The following is a 22729-nucleotide window of genomic DNA, read 5'->3' as shown; positions in this document are numbered from 1 at the left end:
GACGTTCTCTTTAAAAGATTGATGCGGGTGTAGTTTAGTGGTAAAACCTCAGCCTTCCAAGCTGATGTCGTGAGTTCGATTCTCATCACCCGCTCCAATACATAATTTTGTTTATAACGCAGTATTTCGTTTCATAGATAAACGAAGTGTTGCGTTTTTTATTATGTCAGTATAATGTAAAAAGCACTGTGACCCTACAGTGCTTTTTCAATGAGTTCATATTTACTTTCTCCACCATGTATTTGTATAAACATCTTCGTCAAGGATTGTATAAGCGCTTCACTCTTTTCCCGGGAAATAGATGGTGGGAAGAGAATGATTTGAAGAATGTTTTTTGTGTCATGAGAAATTTGAGCTTTACTTGCTTGAGAAAATAACCCTGTAAGCTCTGCGCCATCCTGCCATTCAATATGACCAGTTTCATTTTTGGATAATGAAAGAGGCCCTTTCAATTGATCGGCATCTAATGTGAGGATAGGCAAGAAATATTTTAGTGAGAAAAATATCGACAAATCCTGTACGGAATTGGTCGAGTCAATAAATTGTTCTTTTTGAATATCAGCAAGAAGCGGAAGAAAGGGGACATCTTCTAGAAGATTCGTCCATTCTTTGATCGCGGGTACTTCTTCCAAAGTTTGATCTTCATATTCAAAAAACAAAGATTCTTGAAACAGGCGCAGTCGGCCTTTTAACATTTGAGGGGATTTTCCTATCTCAATATGTGAATATTCAATCTGTCCAACATGGATAGACTGGCTTTGAGGTTGGGAGATTTCCATTTGTATCTTCACAGTGACTCACTCCAATCGGTCATGATACACTCGTATTATACTGAAAACAACTGAAGAAACAAAGAAAGGAGGTTTGCAAGGTGATTCATGTTGGACAATTAAAAGAAGAATTAATTCAATATGCGAACGAAATTGGTGTCGATAAAATTCGATTTGCAACTGCTGATACATTTGATTCATTAAAGGACCGCCTCATCTTACATGAATCGTTAGGGTATTTGTCCGGTTTTGAAGAGCCTGATATCGAAAAACGAACAAATCCTGCTTTGCTGCTTCCAAAAGCAAAATCAATTGTCGCCATTGCGCTCGCATACCCTTCCAAAATGAAAGATGCTCCCCGAAGTACAAAGGATGCAAGAAGAGGGATTTTTTGCAGGGCTTCATGGGGAACTGATTATCATGTTGTGCTGAAAAAAAAGCTCGACATGCTTGAAGAATTTTTGCGCAGTAAACACGAAGATATACGGACAAAATCAATGGTGGACACAGGTGAATTGTCTGACCGTGCTGTAGCCGAACGTGCTGGCATTGGCTTTAGTGCAAAGAACTGTATGATTATCACACCAGAGTTCGGATCTTATGTCTATTTGGCTGAGATGATTACAAATGTTCCATTTGAACCGGATGAGAAAATAGAAGACCAGTGCGGAACTTGTAATAAATGTGTGGATTCATGCCCAACGGGTGCTCTTGTGAATCCAGGCCAGCTTAATTCTCAAAGGTGTATTTCGTTTTTAACACAGACAAAAGGGTTTTTACCTGACGAATTTCGCTCGAAAATAGGGAATCGGTTGTATGGATGTGATACGTGCCAAACGGTCTGCCCAATTAATAAAGGGAAAGACTTTCATCTACATCCTGAAATGGAGCCGGACCCTGAAATTGCAAAGCCGCTCTTAAAGCCACTGCTGACAATCAGCAATCGTGAATTTAAAGAGAAGTATGGTCATGTTTCTGGATCATGGCGAGGGAAAAAGCCTATTCAGCGGAATGCCATTTTGGCACTTGCTCACTTTAAAGATACATCTGCTTTGCCAGATTTGGTTGACCTGATGCATAAAGATCCAAGACCGGTCATTCGAGGCACGGCTGCTTGGGCAATCGGTAAAATTGGCGATGGTCAGCAGCTTTCAGAACTCGAAAAAGCCCTTGAGCGGGAAAGTGATGAAGAAGCAAAACAAGAGATCATCAAAGGGATTGAATTGTTACAAACACCTTTAAATACTAAATAACCTCCCATTGAACATAGAATGAACCAAACAGAGATGTTAAAAAAAGTTTGGTGGTGTCTGTGTGAAACAATTATTAGAACAAACGTTAGAAGACAGACTGGCATATTTATTAAATGGCAGTACGATCAAACAGCCGCAGCTGATGTCTGATGTGGACGCTGTGGAGCGAAAGAAAGAGCTGTTTGCAAGAAGACAAGTTGAGATTGTCAAGGCGAAAGCAAAAGCAAAACTTCTCGATTCAGCTATTCAAGATGATGGAGCTCAGCAAATACAATATCTCGCTCACCTCACTTATGTCTGTAAGGATATAGACGATTCTTTTTATTTAGAGGAACAGGTTGAGAAAAGAGAAGCGTTTCTTTATAACGACATGCTTGTGAAAGATCGGATGATGTTAGAAGAACGACAAAAGGAAGATCAGGTGGATGAGCGCTTCCAAAACGAAGACCAATTTGGAAGAGCTTTTCACTATGACCGGCGAGCAGCTGTTCAATATGCTGAGACGTATTGGAATAAACGGAATCCAGCCTATAAAAATTTTGAAGATAACTGTACGAATTTTATTTCACAATGTCTAAAAGCAGGGAATGCGCCAACGAGAGGATATCCGAACCGTGGATCTGGCTGGTGGGTTCGTCCACATACGTGGAGCTACAGCTGGACGGTGGCACATTCGATGAAAAATTATTTAGCCAATTCCAAAGCGGGGTTGAGAGCGAAGAAGCTCAAGGAGCCGCAGGAGCTTCAAATAGGTGATGTGATTTGCTACGATTTTGAGGGTGACGGTAGGTATAATCATACAACCATTGTCGTTGATCATGATAAAGGCGGAATGCCTCTTGTGAATGCACAAACGTATGACAGCCGTATGCGTTACTGGTCGTATGAAGATTCAACGGCTTATACACCTAATATTCGTTATACGTTTTTTCACATTTTGGACGATGCTCCGAAGGATAGTTAATGGTATAATGTTGAGCGGAAAAGAAAATTAGAGGTGAACTTTTTTGGGACTTCATGTCGTTTTATATCAACCAGAAATTCCAGCTAATACTGGAAATATTGCGCGAACATGTGCAGCAACAAATACAACACTTCATCTGATTCGTCCGCTTGGTTTTTCGACAGATGATAAAATGCTGAAGCGTGCAGGACTCGATTATTGGAAATATGCCAATGTCGTCTATCATGATTCATTAGATGAATTGTTTGAGGCTCATCCGAAGGGGCAATTTTTCTATATCACAAAGTTTGGGCAAAAGCCGCATACAACGTTCGATTACTCGCAACTAGATGAAGACTACTTCTTCGTATTTGGCAGAGAGACAAGTGGATTGCCAAAAGATTTGATTGAACGGAATATGGATCGCTGTCTACGTTTACCAATGACAGAGCATGTTCGTTCACTGAATCTATCGAATACGGCAGCGATTCTTGTGTATGAGGCGCTTCGCCAGCAGCAATACCGAGATTTGATATAAGAACATGATAAAAGCCGAGATCCGATCTCGCTTTCAGTGAATATGTAAGTACTGAAAATATGAACGAAATGAAAAAGGATGTTCCGCTGATGGAACATCCTTTTTTTCATTTACCAGGCTTGCCTTCGTAGCCAGCTGTGAAAATGGATACTAAAAACGTAATGATGACGCCCATCATAATGACCGTTCTCATATAAGCTCCCCCTTATCCCTTTGTTCCTTCGCTGCCAGTTTCATATGTTGTGAAGTTCGCCTTGAAAAGCAGGAGATGAAGATCATTTTCCTCCTGTTTTTCCTTTATTATGAAGGGTCTTGCGGATGGTTGTCAATTCAGTTTGCCAATTCGTCATTTTGAAGAACGAAAGCATGTAATAGGACGCCTCCGCATAGATTGTAAAACAGTATCTGATTTCTAGCTTCAATCTTGAAAGAGGAGGTTCATATGGATATTTTAAAGAAAATTGAACAGCACAGAGAAGAAGAGCAGCGACTGAAATGGGAAGGCACCTTCAGTGAATATTTAGATATTATTAAAGAAAATCCACTTGTCGCTCAATCTGCTCATTCTCGCGTTTATCATATGATTAAGGACAGCGGGATTGAAGAGGAGAATGGGGTCAGAACCTACAAATTTTTTGATCAGGAGCTTTTTGGTTTAGAGGAATCATTGGAAAGGCTAGTGGAAGAGTATTTTCACCCTGCGGCTAAACGTTTAGATGTCAGAAAGCGTATTTTATTGTTAATGGGGCCAGTCAGCGGCGGGAAATCGACGCTTGTCACAAGGCTGAAAAGAGGGCTGGAAGAGTATTCACTAACAGATCATGGCGCAGTCTATGCGATTAAAGGCTGCCCAATGCATGAAGATCCGCTTCATCTCATTCCGCAAAATCTGCGGGAGGATTTCTATAGAGAATACGGCATACGTGTGCAGGGGAATTTATCACCTTTAAACTTGATGAGGCTCGAAGAGGAATATGGTGGCCGCATTGAGGATGTGAGAGTGGAACGAATTTTTTTCTCAGAGGACAAACGGACCGGCATTGGTACCTTCAGCCCGTCGGATCCGAAATCTCAGGACATTGCTGACTTAACAGGAAGTATTGATTTTTCAACGATTGCTGAATTTGGTTCAGAGTCAGACCCGCGTGCGTACCGGTTTGATGGAGAGCTCAATAAAGCAAACCGTGGAATGATGGAATTTCAAGAGATGTTAAAGTGTGATGAGAAATTTCTATGGCATCTTCTTTCATTAACGCAGGAGGGGAATTTTAAGGCGGGGCGTTTTGCGTTGATTAGTGCGGATGAATTGATTGTTGCACATACGAATGAAACGGAGTACCGATCATTTATTTCGAATAAAAAGAACGAGGCTTTACACTCAAGAATTATTGTGATGCCGATCCCTTATAATTTAAAGGTGACAGAGGAAGAACGCATTTATCATAAGATGATTTCAGAAAGTGATGTCTCAGATGTTCATATTGCACCGCATACGCTAAAGGTGGCTGCGATGTTCTCTATTTTGACAAGGCTGAAAGAGCCGAAGCGGTCTGATATCGATTTGGTGAAAAAAATGCGACTGTATGATGGGGAAAGTGTCGAAGGTTTCCAATCTGTTGATATTGATGAGATGAAAAAGGAATTTCATGACGAAGGAATGAGCGGAATTGACCCGAGATATGTCATTAACCGCATTTCATCCACCATTATTCGAAAGAACATGGAATCCATCAATGCACTGGATGTCCTCCGTTCCTTAAAAGAAGGACTCGATCAGCATCCATCGATCTCAAGTGAAGATCGGGAACGTTATTTGAATTTTATTTCTGTCGCACGAAAAGAGTATGACGATATGGCGAAGAAGGAAGTTCAAAAGGCATTTGTGTATTCCTATGAGGAGTCTGCGAAAACTCTCATGGATAATTACTTAGATAATGTTGAGGCGTACTGCAATAAAAACAAACTGCGTGATCCGTTAACAGGTGAAGAAATGAATCCTGACGAAAAGCTCATGCGTTCAATTGAGGAACAGATCGGCATTTCTGAAAACGCCAAAAAGGCATTCAGAGAAGAAATCCTCATTCGGATTTCAGCTTATGCGAGAAAGGGCAAACGCTTTGATTATAATTCTCATGAGAGATTACGAGAAGCCATTCAGAAGAAGCTCTTTGCCGATTTGAAAGATGTCGTGAAAATTACGACATCGACGAAAACCCCGGATGAGCAGCAGTTGAAGAAGGTCAATGAAGTAGTGGCGCGATTGATTGATGAGCATGGCTATAATTCTACAAGTGCAAATGAACTCTTAAAATATGTAGGCAGTCTTCTGAATCGTTAATAAATGAAGGAGGCATTATTGGCGCAAACTAGCACCGGTAATGTCTTTTTTAAAAATCATCGTCATTTCGACGACGGCCAGCATACGATAATGGAATCGATGGGTACAAGAATTGTCCAAAAAGGTGAGGAGGGGGATGGATGTCCCGGCAAGAAAAAAGTCAGTTTATTGTGTCTCAGGAAGACTGGTCCCTCCATCGAAAAGGCTTTGATGACCAGCAGCGTCATCAGAAAAAAGTCAAAGAGGCGATTAAAAACAATTTGCCGGATCTTGTCACAGAGGAAAGCATCATCATGTCTAATGGCAAAGATGTGGTCAAAATTCCGATCCGTTCTTTAGATGAATATAAAATTCGGTACAACTATGATAAAAATAAGCATGTAGGTCAGGGGGATGGAGACAGCCAAGTTGGCGATGTGGTCGCTCGGGATGGATCTGACAGTAAGCAAGGGCAGGGAAAAGGTCAAGGTGCTGGAGATCAAGCCGGTGATGATTATTACGAAGCAGAAGTCTCATTAATGGATTTAGAGGAAGCGCTGTTTCGTGAGCTGGAGCTACCAAATCTTAAACAAAAGGAACTTGATGATATCGTTGTCGAGGAAATTGAGTTTAATGATATTCGCAAAACGGGGTTAACCGGTAATATCCATAAAAAACGAACAATGCTGTCAGCATTTAAACGAAATGCCATGACAGGAAGCCCTTCCTTTTATCCTATTTATCCAGAGGATATTAAGTATAAGACGTGGAATGAAGTCACCAAACCAGAATCAAAAGCGGTTGTCCTAGCGATGATGGATACGAGCGGAAGTATGGGGCTTTGGGAAAAATATATGGCGAGAAGCTTTTTCTTTTGGATGACACGTTTCTTGCGGACAAAGTATGAGACAGTCGAGATCGAATTCATTGCTCACCATACAGAGGCGAAGGTCGTAGACGAGGAGCATTTCTTTTCTCGGGGAGAGAGCGGGGGAACCATTTGTTCTTCTGTCTATCGAAAGGCACTAGAGCTCATAGACGAACGATATCCCCCGTCACGATATAATATTTATCCTTTCCATTTTTCTGATGGTGACAATTTGACCTCTGATAATGCACGGTGCGTGAAGCTCGTTTCTGAAATTATGAAAAAAGCCAATTTATTTTGTTATGGTGAAGTGAATCAATATAATCGGCATTCTACGTTAATGTCAGCATACAAACATATTCAGGATGAGAAATTTAAGCATTATATTTTGAAGCAAAAATCAGACGTTTTTCTCGCATTAAAAAAATTTTTTCAGCAGGAAGAAGTTCTTTCTTAAAGAGAACATTCAAAAAAACCTTTCAGCATAAGGGCTGAAAGGTTTTTTGTGTGGAGAAGGAAGGGATCACCAGAAAAAAAGTAAAACTTTCTCTTTGACATTTCAATTTTCATTTATTAATATTTAATCTTGTTAAATATAAGTTTTTCAAAAAAAGATGCCGATCGTCTTTTCTTCTTTTTCTGCTTTTTGCTCATAAGTGAACAATAAGTATAAATGGGCTGCACACCATTTTCAGCAGAGTAGAAAAAGGGGAAACAGGCAGCTCTATGAGCTTGTTTCATAATCTGTCAGATGATGGGCATTCTAAGTTTGCTAAAGCAGATGACACTATATTTTTATACATGAAAGGAGAAACAAAACATGAACAGAGGGCGTTTATTGCTAACAAATATTATTGGCCTTATTGTGATTCTTGCCATTATTGCCGGAGGTGCTTATTACTACTACGAAAGCACAAACTTCGTAAAAACAGATGAAGCAAAAGTGACAGGTGACATGTATCAAATTACAGCGCCAGCAGCTGGACAAATCAAAGGCTGGGACATCAATGAAGGTGACGAAGTGCAAAAAGACAGCACAGTGGCAAAAGTTGAAGGAGAAGCAAAAACAAACATTAAAGCAGTGGCTGATGGCACATTAGTCAAAAAAGAAGTACAAAACAACCAACAAGTGCAGCCTGGGACAGTTCTTGGTGAAACGATTGACCTAAGCAAGCTTTACATTACAGCGAATATTAAAGAAACAGACATTAAGAACATTGAAAAAGGTGACAAAGTGGACATCGTTGTAGACGGCGATCCTGATACAACATTTGAAGGAACAGTTGAACAAATTGGTTATGCAACAAACTCAACATTCAATATGCTGCCAGCAACAAACTCAAGTGGTAACTACACGAAAGTGACACAAAAAGTAGCAGTGAAAATTTCAATTAAAAATCCATCTGACAAAGTACTTCCAGGTATGAATGCTTCTGTCAAAATTTCATCTTAATGATGACTGATATCAAAAAATGAAAGGAGGTTGTCTGAGATGGCAAATCAACCTGCAGCGACAAAACAGGGAGCAGGCTCCTTGTCTTTACTGATCATTTTAATGGCCGGTTTGTTCGTAGCGATTTTAAACCAAACGCTTTTGAACGTAGCCATGCCCCATTTAATGACTGAATTTAATGTGAGTGCGACGACAATTCAGTGGCTTACAACAGGTTACATGCTTGTCAACGGGGTGCTCATTCCGTTATCTGCGTTTTTAATCACACGTTTTGGCCAGCGCAGCTTATTCCTCGTGGCGATGATTTCATTTACACTAGGGACTTTTATTTGCGGTATTGCGCCAAACTTTTCTACGATGCTGATTGGTCGTTTGATTCAGGCAGTCGGTGGCGGTATCTTACAGCCGCTCGTCATGACAACAATCCTTTTTATTTTCCCTCCAGAAAACAGAGGGAAAGGAATGGGGATTTTTGGTCTTGCGATGATGTTTGCGCCAGCTGTCGGACCAACGTTATCTGGTTATATTATTGAACACTATTCATGGCGTATTATGTTTTATGGACTTGTACCAATCGGTGCGATTGTCATTATCGCGGCTTTCTTTATGTTTAAAAATATTGTAGAGCCTAAAAAAATCAAGCTGGACAGCCTTGGTGCGATTCTGTCGATCGTTGGTTTTGCTTCGCTTCTATACGGAGTGAGTGAAGCGGGAAGTGATGGTTGGACAGATCCAATCGTTTTATCTACGATTATCATTGGTGCGATTGCGATCATTCTCTTTATTTTCCAACAGCTAAAAGCGGATAATCCGATGCTTGATTTCCGCGTGTTTAAATACAGCATTTTCTCATTATCAAGTGTTATTAACATTATTATTACCGTTGCCTTATACACTGGGATGTTCTTACTACCGATCTACTTGCAGAACCTCGTTGGGTTTACTGCACTGCAATCGGGGTTATTAATGCTTCCAGGGGCACTTGCGATGCTCATTATGTCCCCAATTTCAGGGATTTTGTTTGATAAATTTGGACCTCGTCCACTTGCCATTGTAGGGATGCTGATTACGGTTGTCACCACATACGAGTTTACAAGGCTGACGATTGATACATCTTATAGTCACATTGTGCTCATGTATGCAGTACGTGCCTTTGGTATGTCACTCTTGATGATGCCAGTCATGACTGCTGGGATGAACCAATTACCGCAGCATTTAAACAGTCATGGTACAGCGATGTCAAACACACTGAGACAAATCAGTGGTTCGATCGGTACGAGTTTGATCACGACGATTTATACAAATCGCACGACATTCCATTATTCCAATATGGCAGATCAAACGAATACGGCTGACCCGTTCTTTATGAATTCATTCCAGGCGGCTGTCTCTAATGTGATGCACCATATGGGCATGACAGCAGAAGCTGCTCAAAAATATGTGTCGACCCAGCTCTTTACGAAAGCACAAGTTGATTCCAATGTGATGGGCATCAATGATGCTTACATGTGGGTGACATTATTCTGTGCAGCTGGTGTGATTCTCAGCTTGTTCCTGCGAGATGTACGTAAGGATAATAAGCGAAAAGAAAAGCAGGATAAGAAACAAGAAATGACATTGCTTCCAGCACCTAAGGAAGCAAACCAAGATGCAAGATAAGTGTGGAGGGACCGTACATGAAAATTTATGTCGTATACGATAGTGAAGGTGACCATACAAAAGCACTTGCAGAAGCGATTGCAGCTGGCGCAGGTGAAACAGAGCAAGCTGAAGTGTTCATTGATCATGTGAAAGATGCGGATATCCGCAAGCTTGATCAAATGGATGCAATCATTTGGGGCTGCCCTGGTCACTTTGGTACCATTAGTTCTGGATTAAAGACATGGATTGACCGTCTTGGGTATTTATGGGCAGAAGGAAAACTTATCGATAAAGTCGGTGCCGTTTTCTGTACCACTGCAACAACACATGGCGGATTAGAAATGACGATGCATAATTTGATTACGCCAATGTTCCATCAAGGGATGCTTGTGGTCGGCCTTCCTGGAAATGTTCCAGAAAATGCGTTATACGGCTCTTATTATGGAGCAGGTGTGACGTGCCCGATTGATTCTGATGAAGTGATTTCTACAGAAGGCATTGAGCTGGGGAAAGCATTAGGAAGACGTGTAGCATCAGTCACTGCGTCATTTAAGCGATAAGGAGAGGGTTCTTTTGGCGACGATTATTGTAGCGTTAGTAGCTGCTGTTCTAGTCATTATCGGATTAGTAGCGTTCAATGTCAGACACGCTTCGGCCGAGAAGGAAGAGATCAAAGAAGATGTATCGAATCATCCTGACGTGCCGCATAGCGAGCCAGAAGTTGCGGCGAGACCTGTAGAGCCTGAAGTGGAAGAAAAAGCGTCAGAGCCTTCTCAGACAGATGATGCTCCGTCAGGTGATGATTTCTATAGACAGGCGCTTCAAAAGTTTAAACAGCCAGAACCACCTGTCAAAGAAGAAGAACCAGAGACGAAAATGAATGATGATATGTATCGTTCTGCTTTACAGAAACTAAAGCAGAAGGACAAATAAAAAGAGAACCTCTCGTCAGGTTCTCTTTTTTTTATTACACAAAAAAACCGCCGGCATAAAAGCCGAGCGGTTTTCCTTCACTCTATAAAGTGCTAAAAGAGCAGATGCTCTTAAATTACGCTTTGTTAACGTTAGCAGCTTGTGGTCCACGGTTACCTTCAACGATTTCGAAAGAAACTGATTGACCTTCTTCTAAAGTTTTGAAGCCTTCGCCTTGGATAGCAGAGAAGTGAACGAATACATCGTCTTGACCTTCTACTTCGATGAATCCGAAACCTTTTTCAGAGTTGAACCATTTTACTTTACCTTCTAACATGAAATTTCCTCCTAAAGCGATCTTAACGCTTAAATTCACTATTCTTGCTCTTACACAAACTTCAAAGACGAAAACTCTTTCAAAACTTTCTTCTTAAAGATGATACGAACAAAAATAATTACCTTTACTTTACCAGTGTTTGCGGGAAAAAACAACTGTTATACGAAAACTTTTTTAAAAATAATTAGCGCTAACAAATTGAGGAAAAAGCCTATGTTAAGTGTTCTCTTTTTCGTCCAGAAAAGCTCACTTTGTTTCTGCCTGACTGCTTCGCTTTATAGAGCTCCTGGTCTGCAATAATCGGTAATTGTTTCATGTTTTCACTTGTTCCTGCATCATAAGCACATCCAATTGACACCGTAATGTGAATCGATGTTCCGTTTTGTAAATAAATTGGCTGATCCGCCATTTTTTTTCGTAAACGTTCCGCAATTTGCCATGTTTTTTCAACGGAACAATTCGGTAAAAGCACAGCAAATTCTTCACCACCGATCCGCCCAATATAATCAGAGCTTCTTGTGTTTTTAATTAGCCTTGTTCCGATTTCTTTTAAAACGATATCTCCCTCATGATGTCCATACTGATCATTGATGGTTTTGAAATAATCGATGTCTAGGTAAATCAAGGACATTTGATGGATAGGTTGCTTTAAGTTCAGAGAAAAAGCATCACTTAATATTTCATCGAATTTCCGTTTATTTAAAACACCAGTTAAAAAGTCATAATGAGCTTGGAATTTATACAAATTTAACATCTGATACGCTTTTGTTTGATGCTCAATGACATAAAAGTTAAATAAACCGGCAATATACGAGAAAATCCAATAGGCAGTATGCAGTTCAAACGATCTTTCATTGACGATGATGATAAATAAAATCGTCGCAATGACGTTACTCATGGTAATAGATAACAGCATTTTTACGACGTGATTGATATGACGCTCAGCAATTAAAAAAGAAGCTGTGGCGATAAATATCATGGAAAAAATATTAATGAAAGAAGCAACATTGGCTTCGATTAATAATCGGCCAATAATGATCACGCAGGCTGCAATGAACGTTTGTGCAATGCCTCCATAAAATGCCGTTAAAATAAGGGGGATATGTCTTAAATCGATGATGGCTGGTCCTGCTTTAATAGAGAAAAACATTAAGAGGACACCGAGTAACCCAGAAATCATTCCTTTAAAAATTTGTCTGAGCAAGGTGTCTTCCTTTTTTAAAAAATTCTCTTTAAACACAAGCATCAATAAATAATGGAAAGTGACAAGAATTGTTAAATTAATAAAGAGGTCTCTTAGCAAAATAAAATCACCTTTTTAAAATTACTAAAATTTGTTGCAAAAGAAAAGAGGAAACAAGATAATTAATAAAAATTTCACTTATGAGGGGTTTAAAATGAGGAGAAAACAATTTCCAGATCGAACGGACTGGCTTTCTTTTTTTGAGACGTGGCCTGATGAAGGATTTGAACGAGATATGCCCATTGAATATCAAGATCTAACGTTTCGGTTTGAGAATGAGGAAGAGCGATTTGTGGTGACGATGTCTCTTGGAGTACAAGAATTTTCTTTGAAGGCTGTTCGAAAAAAGGACGCATCCGTTTTAGGAGTATATGCCTTTAAAACTGTGCGACATGTAGAAATAAAAAAGGATCGGCAGCATGAAAAAGAGCTGTTGATACTATTAGATGGTGTGGAACGGTTTGTTATCACGATCGAAATCACCTTCTTACCTTCCTTCTGCATCATGGTGAAAGAGCATTTTTCAGGAGAATGAACAGGAGCCTTTCTGAAAAAAGGCTCCTGTTTTAGTTATTTGTGCTCGATGTCATTGAGTACTTGCTGAATAGATTCATCATCCATTACATTCATGACACTTTCATCAATGTGAAGAGACTGGGCGTAAGACTCTCTCGGCGGCTGATGAGTTTGGTATGTTTTTGATGATGTTTGATGCTGATTTGTTTCATTTGGCTGGACAGCGGTGAATGCCTGCTTGATCATTTGTCCGACTTCAGCTGTGCCTTTTGAGTCTTTATGTGAATGCGAATGGGACTCATGACGAGATGACTCATGCTGGTGTTGATCTTTGCCTTTCATCATTGAGGACAAATTCATTTGAGTCATGCTGCTTAGTCTTCTCCGTAATAGTGGTGAAAATAATGCAATGATGGCTGTTGATGCTGCGATCATTGCACCAGTACTCATACCTTTTCTCTTTTTAAACAAACGAATCCCTCCATTTGATCGTGATGATACTTCTTCATCATGTTTAGGATGACCAATCAAGGCTGATTTATGAATTCATTGCTGAAATAGAGGATGTGTGCATAAAAAGTCTGCTGGATGAAAAACCTATGAGCAAAAGGAGGGAATCAATTGATGAATAAGAAATGGATGCTATCTTTATTACTCGTTCCAACATTGATCACTGCTGGGTGTGGAATGAACAACCAAGGCGATGAACGAAGAGGAACAATGAAACGACAGTACGAAAATGTCACATATAAGAACGACAACATGAGACAGGATCAACCAAATGTGCAAACACCTCAGAAGGTGAAAGTGGCAGATAAGGCATCAGAGCTTGTTGCCAACATGTCTGAAGTGAAAACAGCGAACGTACTTGTCACAGGGAAAAATGCATTTGTTGCTGTCGTGCTTGAAGGCAATAAAAGCGGAGATGTAACAGACGATTTGAAAAAGAAAATTTCTGACAAAGTCAAATCGACGGATCAACAAATTGATAATGTGTATGTATCTGCTAATCCAGACTTTGTCGATCGTATGGCAGGGTACGGAAAACGTATTAGAAGTGGAGAGCCAATTTCAGGATTCTTCGACGAGTTTACTGAAACGGTTCGACGTGTCTTCCCTGAATCTAAATAGCTACGACAAAAGCCGTATGTCATATGCGGCTTTTTTGTTTGGAACCGCACCTTGCGCACCTGACTGCATAAAGTAAAAAATATATCACCTCTTGTTGATCTTTGTTTTTTCATAGAAAGAGAAAGAGGTTGCAGGATGAATTCAGGTGGGGAGTAAATGAAAGCAAAACCGTCATTAATTCATAAAAAACTTGTAAGCGGAATGATTGCAGCAGGTTTGATTTTTTATGCGTTCACTGCGTACTTGATTTATGTAGCGTTCCAGCTGGCAGGGCAATATCTAGAGGAGCATTCTTCGCCTAAAACGGTCTTAACGGAAGGACTCAATAAGCAAGTCTATGAACATATTCGAATCTACTATGCAGACGATGAGAGCGCCTTTGTCGATCTGACCATAGAAGCGCTTGAGCAGGCAAAGAAGAGGACGATGTCAGTGTTTCAGTATGAAGCTGATAAACCGTTAGATATCATTTATTTTGATGATAAAGAGACGATTGAGCAATTTGCTGGCATCAAGCATATTACAGGTTTTTATTCTGATGTTGATCATATGATTGGATTATACCCAGATAAACGGGAAGAATTGTTGAAGAAAGAGACACTGCCTTTATACTTTTTCAACACGTTATTCATTCATGAGTATGCCCATTTCGTTTTCTATGAAAAGGTGCATGCATATAAGGTATCTCCAGTCGTCTTTCCCCTTTGGTTCCATGAAGGAACAGCAGAATGGACGGCCTATGATGTGCTGAATGCCACGTCTGAACGGTTTGACGTCATTCCTTTTAAATCTCTTTATTCTGATCAAGACTGGCAAGAATCTCGCACGACGTATGAGACAGATGTTTATTTACAAAGCTACTATATGATCTATGAGCTTGTGGAGCTTTATGGACGAGATGTCATACATGAGATCATGGAGGAAACGGCGAAAACTAGTCGTTTTGATAGAGGGTTTGAACAAGCGACAGGACAACGTCTCACAGATTTTGAAGAGCAATTTAAACTGAATTATCAAAGAAAAAACGGCTGACCTGTAAATAGGTCGGCCGTTGTTTTTATTTAATGAAGCGGTTTTTGCTGGTTGGCTTTGCTCGGCGGCATCTGCACTTGTCCCTGCATAGGGGCAAATGTAGATGTCATCGCCTGCATATCTTGAGCTGTAAGCTGCGGAACTTGATAATAGCTATGTTTGTTTTGATATAAGAAAATTTCATACGCCATTTCAATAAAGTTCGGGATTTGCGCTGCAAGCACACGTCGTACCACAGGGTTTGTGACCTCTAATGCAGTCATTGAGAGTAATCCAGCATGAGATTTCATAAGACCAAGCATATGCCCTGTAATTCCCGCATCCTTTACATCCTGTAATGATTGATTTGGCTTCTTAGGCTGAGATGGTTTTATTCCGTATGTCACCTGTGTCTGTTCGTTCATCATATAAGTAGATGTTTCTTCACTAGGCTTTTGACCAGTAGAAAAGCAATCTACCGTGACGTTGTACTGGGACAATACAAATTGATATTGTCGATCTAACATGTCGGATAATGCGGGATCTTGGATAAATTGCCGAAAGATCATGTATTGATCCAAAATATTAATGGTCCCTGCTAATACCTCATGTAAATCAAATAACTCATGCCCGCCATGATTGAATTGGGGCTGCTGGACATGTCCTTGAACGTTTGGTTGCTGATCGTTTTGCATAAAGAATCCTCCTTCTGTTTATACAGTCTGTTTTAATGTGAGGAAGTTTTCCTCCTTTCATGCAAAAAACATTATTTACAATTAGAGGGTTTTCTTCCTTTTTGTCGAAAAAATGTATCAGACGAATGAACATGGGGGTACCAGATGCAGGACAAAATCATTAATCGTTTGATAGAAGACGAACATGTGCAGGCACCAGTGATTGGCATCGGTGTTTCGCCGTTTGAACAGCATCATCTTGAGGCTTTTTTTCAATCATTTCCGCATGAATTAAATGCCTCTTTTATTGTTGTGCAAAATCATGTGACAGGCGATTGTGTAACTGATTTGGAAGCACTTGTTTTACCGATTGGCTACCGGGCAAAGCCGATTAAGCATGGTGAGAAAGTCATGAAAAATACGATTTATGTTTGTCCGCAGCATGCAGCTGTGACATTGACAGAAGACAAACGGCTACACATAACAGAGCAGCATCCTACAAACAAGGCGTGTGCTGTGAATTCGTTGTTTCAGTCACTTGCCAATGTGCAAAAGGAAGAGGCCTATGCGATCTTTTTTCAAAAAGGCTATTGTGTAGGAAGTGGTTTGCTTCAAATCGTTGAGCAAGGCGGTACAGCCATATCGTGCAGTGAGACAAATAGTGGGTTTGATCGTATGTATCATCAAACATTTCAAGACCCTTCTTCACTTGCGTCATATATAGCCAACATCATCAACGTTCCGCAGACAGATGTTGCAGACCCTGTTTTAATCAGAATCATTGAACGTCTTGAAATGCATAAAGGAATTGCATTTTCAACCTATGAGAAGCGCAGACTGCTCTCTGTCATTCAAAAAAGAATGAGGAGTGCGAACCAATCGATCTCCTTGTTGTCCGAGTACGATCGTTTATTAGAGAGAGAACCAGATGAGCTTGATCGCCTGCATGTACAGCTTTTAAGCGGCACGACTTCCTTTTTTAGAGATATGGAAGCCTTTCGAGTATGTGAACATCACATCATTCCGTCGATCATTGATAATACATTAAAAAATGGGAAATCTCGATGCCGAATTTGGATTGCAGGATGTTCTACAGGTGAAGAAGCCTATTCTTTTGCGATGTTATTTTTAGAAGAAATGAAACGAAGACAAGTGTCCATTGAACTTCAAGTGTTTGCAACAGACATCAACCGGAAAGCCATTCAAAGTGCAAGCAAAGGTGTTTATTCGCTTGAATCTATGGCACGGATGCCAGAAAAATGGAGGGCGCGATATTTCGAAAAAAAAGGTGACGCTTTTATTGTGAAGCAGTCGCTTAGAAAACATATTGTCTTTGCTCCTCACAATTTATTGATCGATTCACCTTTTATCCACCTCGATTTTATCAGTTGCCGAAATGTTCTGATGTACTTCCAGCCAGAAGTACAAAAACGAGTCTTATCTCGATTCCAATATGCACTAAAGGATCAAGGGATGTTGATATTAGGACCGAATGAAAAGGTACCCAATATCCCTCGTTTATTTCATTTGTTAAATGAAAAGTGGAACATTTACACCCACTCAAACGTTCCTAAATACAATGCAGGTCATACGGAGTTAAAAAAACGAGCTGTCCAATATATGAAAGAAGTAGAGCAGGAGTATGATGCATGTTTCATCATAGACGATTGCGAGAAAATTCTCGCGATATCAAACGGTGCCTATTCTTTCTTAGCGCATGCAGAAGTCTCAGATGAATTATGTGAATATGTAACCCCTGATTATATGAAAGAGATACTAAGTCAAAGCTTTCAAAAGGTGTGGACTGAAGAGACTGAGGTTGTCTTTCAACATGTCCTCATTTCGGAAAATGGAAGAAAGCAGTATGCAGATTTTACAGTGAAACATTTTGATCGCCGTTTTAAAGGAGTATACGTCATTCTCATTCGGAAGAGTGAGAGAGGAAAAAATCAAAAGAACGGCAGGGACAAAGGGATGTTAGAGCAGAATTCGGTTTATCAACAGCGAATTGTCGATTTAGAAAACGAGCTCAATGAGGTCAAACAAAAGGAGCAAGAAGCAAGGGCTCAATTAAAAGAAAAAAACAAGCAAATAGAAGTGCGCGAGAAAACAAACGAGCATTTTATTAATATCATTAACAACTTAAAGGTGACAAGAGAAGAACTGTACCGGCCGTCTGTGAAGCCAGAACTTGCCACGTTGTTTGTGGACCGGGAAATGAATATTCGCTATCACACTCCTACAGCTGCCTCTTTATTCACTTCAGCTCAAACCCGGCACCAGCAAACGTTTCAATCGATGGTGAAGAAGCTATCGAAGGAAATGCTCTATCATGATATTCAATCTGTCATTTCAGATAGGCGCGTGATCGAACGTGAAATTGAAACGAACGAAGGAGAACAATTCACGGTTCATTTGACGCCTTTCTATGATCAAGATCGCGAGGGAGCAGTGATGACCTGGATCAAAATGACCGAAATGACGAAATTGAAGCAGGCTCTTCATCTTGCGGTGACAGCACTTGATAACAGCCATATTCATATTGTGGTTGCAACAGGAGAAGGCGTTATTCAGTGTGTCAACCAGCGCTTTTGTCAGTTTGTACAACAGCATGAATATGACTTGATCGGAAAAGATATTTTTTCTGTCTATTATGCGTTGTGTCAATGTGATGATCTAGTGAAACAATGGGACGTGTGTTTAAGAGAGGGCAGCTGGACAGGTGAGTTGTATTTTCAGGACTTATCAGGGCGTGAGCGATGGGAAAGAGTCTCTTTACACCGAATCGATGACCCTGACAAAATGCAGTCTACTGTCATGCGGATTTCGGAGGATATTACAAGTCAAAAACAGTCTGAGAAAATGCTGATGAAGTCTGAAATGCTGTCAGCAGTTGGACAGCTTGCAGCTGGTATTGCCCATGAGATACGTAACCCACTTACGTCGTTAAAAGGCTTTTTACAGCTAATGATTCAAAGTAAAAAGTATAAGAAGGATTATGCCGATGTGATGATGTCAGAGTTTAATCGGCTTGAGTCTATTATTAACGAGTTCCTTGTGCTCTCTAGAAGCAAATCTGTTAAATTTGAACCGGTGAATGTGAACCTTCTCCTCGAAGAAGTCATTATGGTCGTTGAATCTCAGGCGGTCTTAAAAGGAGTGTCGATTCAAAAGAATTTGGCTCCCTCTCTGCCACATATTCAAGGCATTCCAAATGAACTGAAACAAGTGTTCCTTAACATTCTTAAAAATGGAATTGAAGCGATGGATGGAGTAACAGGTGTGATCCAAGTGACTTCATTATTGAAAAACGACCAAATGATGCTGATATTTGAAGACCAAGGAAAGGGCATACCAGAAGAGGAGATTGGGAAATTAGGTGAACCTTTTTACACAACGAAAGAAAAAGGCACGGGTCTTGGATTAATGATGACCATTAAGATTATTGAAAGTCATGGCGGTACCATTCGTTTTGAGAGCAAAAGCTTTGAAGGAACACGTGTGATTATTACGTTTCCAAGTAATTGAGATCAGTTTTACACGAAATCCATCCAGTCTCAATATTTGCTTTGTACACTAGAAGAGATGAAGTTCAAAGGGGAGAAATCTAATGAAACGTATACAATCCATTCGAATGGTCTGTTGTTTGATTTTGGTGATATTTAGTCTGCAATCTTTACTGCCTAGTATGATGACAGCTGAGGCGTTTAGTGTTTCTGAGAAGAAGGACACTTTGTGGAAACAAACAAAGCCGATGAACATAAAAAAAGCTCGCAAACTGATAGGAGAAACGGTGACGGTGAGCGGTATCGTAACAGCAGATCAATCCGCTATAGGGAATGGGAAACTATCAACATATATTCAAGACAAAACAGCTGGTCTCAATATTTATTCTGCGCAGCCTAAAAACTTCCCAGAACTAAAAGCTGGCATGAAGGTCACGGTGACAGGCAAGATCACGACTTATAAAGGGCTCATTGAAATTGTGCCAGATCAAGACCATCTGAAGATTGATGCTGTGAATCAACCATTGCCTTCGCCAAAAAAAGTTTCAGTGAAACAATTGGAAACGGATCAGGCAGGTAAATATGAAGGAAGATTAGTGAAGGTAAAAGGCTATGTAGAACAGGCGCCAGATCAGCCGGCTGGCGGTGGATACAATGTGGTCATCATCGATAAAAAATATCATAGCACAGTCCTTAGAGTCATGGTTGATACTGGTGCCATTGATCAAGTGAAGACCGGAAAATGGTATGAGTTTACTGGCGTTTTAAGCAGATATGATACGCTGCAAGTACTTCCAAGACACAAAACCGATGTCAAATTGCTGAAGCACCAGCCAAAGCCGCCAAAAATCAAAAAAGAATATGAGGCAACGGTAGATCGTGTTGTGGATGGAGATACCATTCATTTGAAGAAGCCTGTGCTCGGCACAACAAAGGTACGCTTCGTGAATATGGACACACCAGAAACCTACCACCAGCCCAAAAATGAATTAGATCAAAACCAGCTGCGCTTTGGACAAAAAGCGACGGATTATTTAAAAACGCTTCTTTCAAGTGGTGATCGAGTCACATTAAAGATTGGCCCGGAAGCAAAGGATGGATATGGACGTCTTTTAGCTCAAGTCAAAACCAAAAAAGGGCTGAATACGAACCTAGAGCTTGTGAAAAAAGGATATGCCCCTACTTATTTCATTTGGCCTGTTGGAGATGAAAAAGAGTATCGGATGTTCCAGCAAGCAGTGAAAGATGCCAAGGAAAAAGGGCTTGGTATTTGGAATGAAGAAGATCCTCTGCTAGAACAGCCGTTTGAATTTAGAGCACGCGAGCAGAAAAAAGGGCTCACACGTTATGTGGGAGATTCATCTGCAAAAACCTACGTATCACCTGACAGCTGGAATGAGATCGATGTGGATAAACGTATCTTTTTTGCTTCTAAAGAAGAAGCAGAGCAGGCTGGATATCAGGCGTCAGAATCATCCAGTGAAGTTCCATTAACCATTTTAAGTATGAATGATTTGCATGGGAAAATTGATCAGCAATATGAGCTGGATGTAAAAGGTGATGGCAGTAAAGGAACATATGGACGGATGGATTATGTGGCGGCTTATATAAAACAAAAGCAAGCTGCGCAAAAAAATACACTGACAGTTCATGCAGGAGATATGATAGGCGGAAGCTCGCCGGTTTCTTCTCTTTTACAAGATGAACCAACCGTTGAACTAATGGAGAACATCGGCTTTGATGTTGGGACTGTCGGCAACCATGAGTTTGATGAAGGTGTAGATGAATTATTGCGCATCTTAAAAGGTGGAGATCACCCGAAAGGCACAAAAGGATACGATGGGCAGAACTTCCCGCTTGTTTGTGCAAACTGCGAATACAAGGATACTGGCAAACCACTTTTACCAGCCTATGAAATCATGGATGTCGAAGGAATTCCTGTAGCTTTTATCGGGGTTGTGACAACATCAGCGGCAGGTATGGTCATGCCAGAAGGAATTAAAGACATTCAATTTACTGATGAAGTCCAAGCTGTCAATGAAGCAACGAAAGAATTAAAGCAAAAAGGGATTAAAGCGATCGCAGTTCTGGCTCATATGACCGCCTCTCAAAATGGCGATACCATTACTGGAGAAAGCGCAAGGCTCGCCAAAGAAGGTGATGACGAAATTGATGTCATTTTCGCTGGCCATAATCACGAAGTGGTCAATGGAGAAGTGAATGGAAAATTAATTGTCCAAGCCTTTGAATACGGAAAGGCAATTGGAGAAGTCAATGTCACACTTGACCGGAAAACAAAGGATATTGTCAAAAAGAGTGCAAACATCCAGTATATAGACCAGGCTGGTATTGAAAAGGATCAGGAAGCAGCGGACATTTTAGCCCATTACGGAAAAGAAGTGGAGCCGATTATTAGTGAGGTTGTTGGAGAAGCTGGCGTCAAGATGGAAGGTGGCTATTCCAATGATGGTGATACACCACTTGGCAACCTCATTGCGGATGGCATGAGATATTCAATGAAAAGTGACTTTGCCATGATGAATGGCGGCGGGATCAGACAAAATCTCGAAAAAGGACCGATTACTTGGGGTGATCTCTTTAATATTCAGCCATTCGGAAATGTGTTAGTGAAGCTGGACATCAAGGGGAAAGATTTAGTTGATATCATTGAAGCTCAAATATCTCCTCAATTTGGACCGGATTATAGCATTTCAGGCTTTTCTTATTCGTACGATCCGTTAACATATAAAGTAGTCGACTTAAAACTGCCTGATGGTTCTTCCGTTGTTTTCGACAAAACGTATACACTCACAGTGAATAATTTCATGGCGACTGCCACTGGAAGTAAGTATGCGCCGATTGGACGGCTAGGGAAGAATCCGGAAACAGGCCCAGAAGATTTAGAAGCAACAGTCGCTTTTGTAAAGAGCTTCGAGGGAGCTTCTATTGTGTATCAAAAAGAGGGCCGAATTCAACAAGCGAAACAAGAAGAAAAGGCAGCAGCAAGCTAAAGAATCATCACCAAGGGCGAAGGAGTTAAAGCATGAAAAAGTGGCTTGCAGTGATTGTCATGTCAGCGGGAATTGTGGTGCTTGGCTGGGGAATCTGGCAAATGGCTTCTACTCACCTACAAACAGCACATTCTTTAGAGGAAGCAAAAAAGGTCGTAGAAACTGATCAAGGGATGACAAAGGAAAAATTTTCACCTGAAATGGGGAAAGCCTCTGGCATCCTGACCATTCCGAAATTAAAAGCCGATTTGCCGATTGTTGAAGGGACAGATGCGGACGACCTTGCCAAAGGCGTCGGTCATTACAAAGGCAGTTATTACCCTGATCAAAATGGACAAATCGTTTTGTCGGGACACAGGGATACGGTCTTCCGCCGGACTGGTGAACTGGATATTGGGGATCAGCTGAAAATCACTGTACCGTATGGTGAGTTTGTTTATGAAATTACGCATACGAAAATTGTGGATCAGCATGATACATCCATTATTACCTTACAAAATAAAAAAGAAGAGCTTGTGTTAACCACATGCTATCCATTTCATTTTGTCGGCAACGCACCAGAGCGGTACATTATTTATGCGAAAAGAGCATCTGTCTAACGTCAA

General features: G+C 40.6%; 20 protein-coding genes and 1 tRNA gene. 16 read left to right on the top strand and 5 right to left on the bottom strand.

All coding sequences use genetic code 11. The features are described from left to right. Positions 1–23: 23 nt before the first annotated feature. Positions 24–97, top strand: a tRNA-Gly gene (locus FBF75_RS04915). Between the two features lie 97 nt (positions 98–194). On the opposite strand, the gene FBF75_RS04910 is transcribed toward FBF75_RS04915, so the two are convergent. Further along, positions 195–791, bottom strand: a complete 597-nt coding sequence (locus FBF75_RS04910; protein WP_082114290.1) for a hypothetical protein — start codon at positions 789–791, stop codon at positions 195–197. Positions 792–874: 83 nt separating this feature from the next. Here FBF75_RS04910 and queG point away from each other — a divergent pair, with 83 nt between their 5' ends. The 9 genes from queG (at position 875) to FBF75_RS04865 (ending at position 10716) form a co-directional block, all read left to right on the top strand. After that, on the top strand, positions 875–2023 hold the full coding sequence (gene queG, locus FBF75_RS04905) for a tRNA epoxyqueuosine(34) reductase QueG (RefSeq protein WP_136944501.1): 1149 nt from the start codon (positions 875–877) through the stop codon (positions 2021–2023). Between the two features lie 61 nt (positions 2024–2084). After that, positions 2085–2987, top strand: a complete 903-nt coding sequence (locus FBF75_RS04900) for an amidase domain-containing protein (RefSeq protein WP_098681060.1) — start codon at positions 2085–2087, stop codon at positions 2985–2987. 43 nt (positions 2988–3030) lie between these two features. Beyond that, the gene (gene trmL, locus FBF75_RS04895) at positions 3031–3504 is read left to right on the top strand and encodes a tRNA (uridine(34)/cytosine(34)/5-carboxymethylaminomethyluridine(34)-2'-O)-methyltransferase TrmL (RefSeq protein WP_003211950.1); all 474 of its coding nucleotides are present in this window, start codon (positions 3031–3033) and stop codon (positions 3502–3504) included. A gap of 442 nt (positions 3505–3946) precedes the next feature. Continuing rightward, positions 3947–5842 (top strand): PrkA family serine protein kinase, encoded by a 1896-nt coding sequence (locus FBF75_RS04890; RefSeq protein WP_017360374.1) that lies wholly within the window; start codon positions 3947–3949, stop codon positions 5840–5842. Positions 5843–5982: 140 nt separating this feature from the next. Next, a complete protein-coding gene (gene yhbH, locus FBF75_RS04885) occupies positions 5983–7146 on the top strand; it encodes a sporulation protein YhbH (RefSeq protein ID WP_007497035.1) in 1164 nt (387 codons plus the stop codon). 363 nt (positions 7147–7509) lie between these two features. Continuing rightward, positions 7510–8142, top strand: a complete 633-nt coding sequence (locus tag FBF75_RS04880; protein ID WP_007497037.1) for a biotin/lipoyl-containing protein — start codon at positions 7510–7512, stop codon at positions 8140–8142. Between the two features lie 39 nt (positions 8143–8181). After that, complete coding sequence (locus FBF75_RS04875; RefSeq protein WP_035392594.1) at positions 8182–9801, top strand: DHA2 family efflux MFS transporter permease subunit; 1620 nt, start codon at positions 8182–8184, stop codon at positions 9799–9801. Positions 9802–9818: 17 nt separating this feature from the next. Beyond that, complete coding sequence (locus FBF75_RS04870) at positions 9819–10343, top strand: flavodoxin family protein (protein ID WP_017366904.1); 525 nt, start codon at positions 9819–9821, stop codon at positions 10341–10343. Between the two features lie 13 nt (positions 10344–10356). After that, on the top strand, positions 10357–10716 hold the full coding sequence (locus FBF75_RS04865; RefSeq protein ID WP_017360371.1) for a hypothetical protein: 360 nt from the start codon (positions 10357–10359) through the stop codon (positions 10714–10716). Positions 10717–10831: 115 nt separating this feature from the next. Here the strand turns inward: FBF75_RS04865 and cspB are convergent, their stop codons facing one another. Together cspB and FBF75_RS04850 are read right to left on the bottom strand one after the other, a co-directional pair. Continuing rightward, positions 10832–11032 carry a cold shock-like protein CspB gene (gene cspB / locus FBF75_RS04860; protein ID WP_008349061.1) on the bottom strand — a complete coding sequence of 67 codons (201 nt, stop codon included), beginning with the start codon at positions 11030–11032 and terminating at the stop codon, positions 10832–10834. A 211-nt stretch (positions 11033–11243) separates the two neighbouring features. Next, positions 11244–12335 carry a GGDEF domain-containing protein gene (locus FBF75_RS04850; RefSeq protein WP_007497045.1) on the bottom strand — a complete coding sequence of 364 codons (1092 nt, stop codon included), beginning with the start codon at positions 12333–12335 and terminating at the stop codon, positions 11244–11246. A gap of 94 nt (positions 12336–12429) precedes the next feature. Between FBF75_RS04850 and FBF75_RS04845 the strand changes: the two genes are divergently transcribed. Then, positions 12430–12810, top strand: coding sequence for a hypothetical protein (locus FBF75_RS04845; RefSeq protein WP_008349057.1), 381 nt, complete (start codon positions 12430–12432; stop codon positions 12808–12810). Between the two features lie 35 nt (positions 12811–12845). On the opposite strand, the gene FBF75_RS04840 is transcribed toward FBF75_RS04845, so the two are convergent. Next, positions 12846–13262, bottom strand: a complete 417-nt coding sequence (locus FBF75_RS04840; protein WP_136944492.1) for a spore coat protein — start codon at positions 13260–13262, stop codon at positions 12846–12848. Positions 13263–13415: 153 nt separating this feature from the next. On the opposite strand from FBF75_RS04840, the gene FBF75_RS04835 reads away from it, so the two are divergent. Further along, positions 13416–13922 carry a YhcN/YlaJ family sporulation lipoprotein gene (locus FBF75_RS04835; protein ID WP_008349054.1) on the top strand — a complete coding sequence of 169 codons (507 nt, stop codon included), beginning with the start codon at positions 13416–13418 and terminating at the stop codon, positions 13920–13922. A 156-nt stretch (positions 13923–14078) separates the two neighbouring features. Beyond that, positions 14079–14954: a hypothetical protein gene (locus FBF75_RS04830; protein WP_017360367.1), complete on the top strand. Its 876-nt coding sequence runs from the start codon at positions 14079–14081 to the stop codon at positions 14952–14954. Positions 14955–14983: 29 nt separating this feature from the next. Here FBF75_RS04830 and FBF75_RS04825 read toward each other — a convergent pair whose 3' ends face one another. Further along, the gene (locus tag FBF75_RS04825) at positions 14984–15628 is read right to left on the bottom strand and encodes a spore coat protein (protein ID WP_017360366.1); all 645 of its coding nucleotides are present in this window, start codon (positions 15626–15628) and stop codon (positions 14984–14986) included. Between the two features lie 144 nt (positions 15629–15772). Between FBF75_RS04825 and FBF75_RS04820 the strand changes: the two genes are divergently transcribed. The 3 genes from FBF75_RS04820 to FBF75_RS04810 all read left to right on the top strand — a co-directional run bounded on the left by FBF75_RS04820 (position 15773) and on the right by FBF75_RS04810 (position 22723). Then, a complete protein-coding gene (locus FBF75_RS04820; protein ID WP_136944491.1) occupies positions 15773–19135 on the top strand; it encodes a CheR family methyltransferase in 3363 nt (1120 codons plus the stop codon). 82 nt (positions 19136–19217) lie between these two features. Next, positions 19218–22124: a 5'-nucleotidase C-terminal domain-containing protein gene (locus FBF75_RS04815; RefSeq protein ID WP_136944490.1), complete on the top strand. Its 2907-nt coding sequence runs from the start codon at positions 19218–19220 to the stop codon at positions 22122–22124. Between the two features lie 32 nt (positions 22125–22156). Continuing rightward, a complete protein-coding gene (locus FBF75_RS04810; protein ID WP_024719945.1) occupies positions 22157–22723 on the top strand; it encodes a class D sortase in 567 nt (188 codons plus the stop codon). The last annotated feature ends 6 nt before the right edge of the window (positions 22724–22729 follow it).

The sequence above is a fragment of the Bacillus sp. S2(2019) genome (assembly GCF_005144805.1).
Lineage (GTDB): Bacteria > Bacillota > Bacilli > Bacillales > Bacillaceae > Bacillus > Bacillus altitudinis.
Note: the sequence above shows the minus strand (reverse complement) of the source record. Positions and strands in the feature narration are given on the sequence as shown.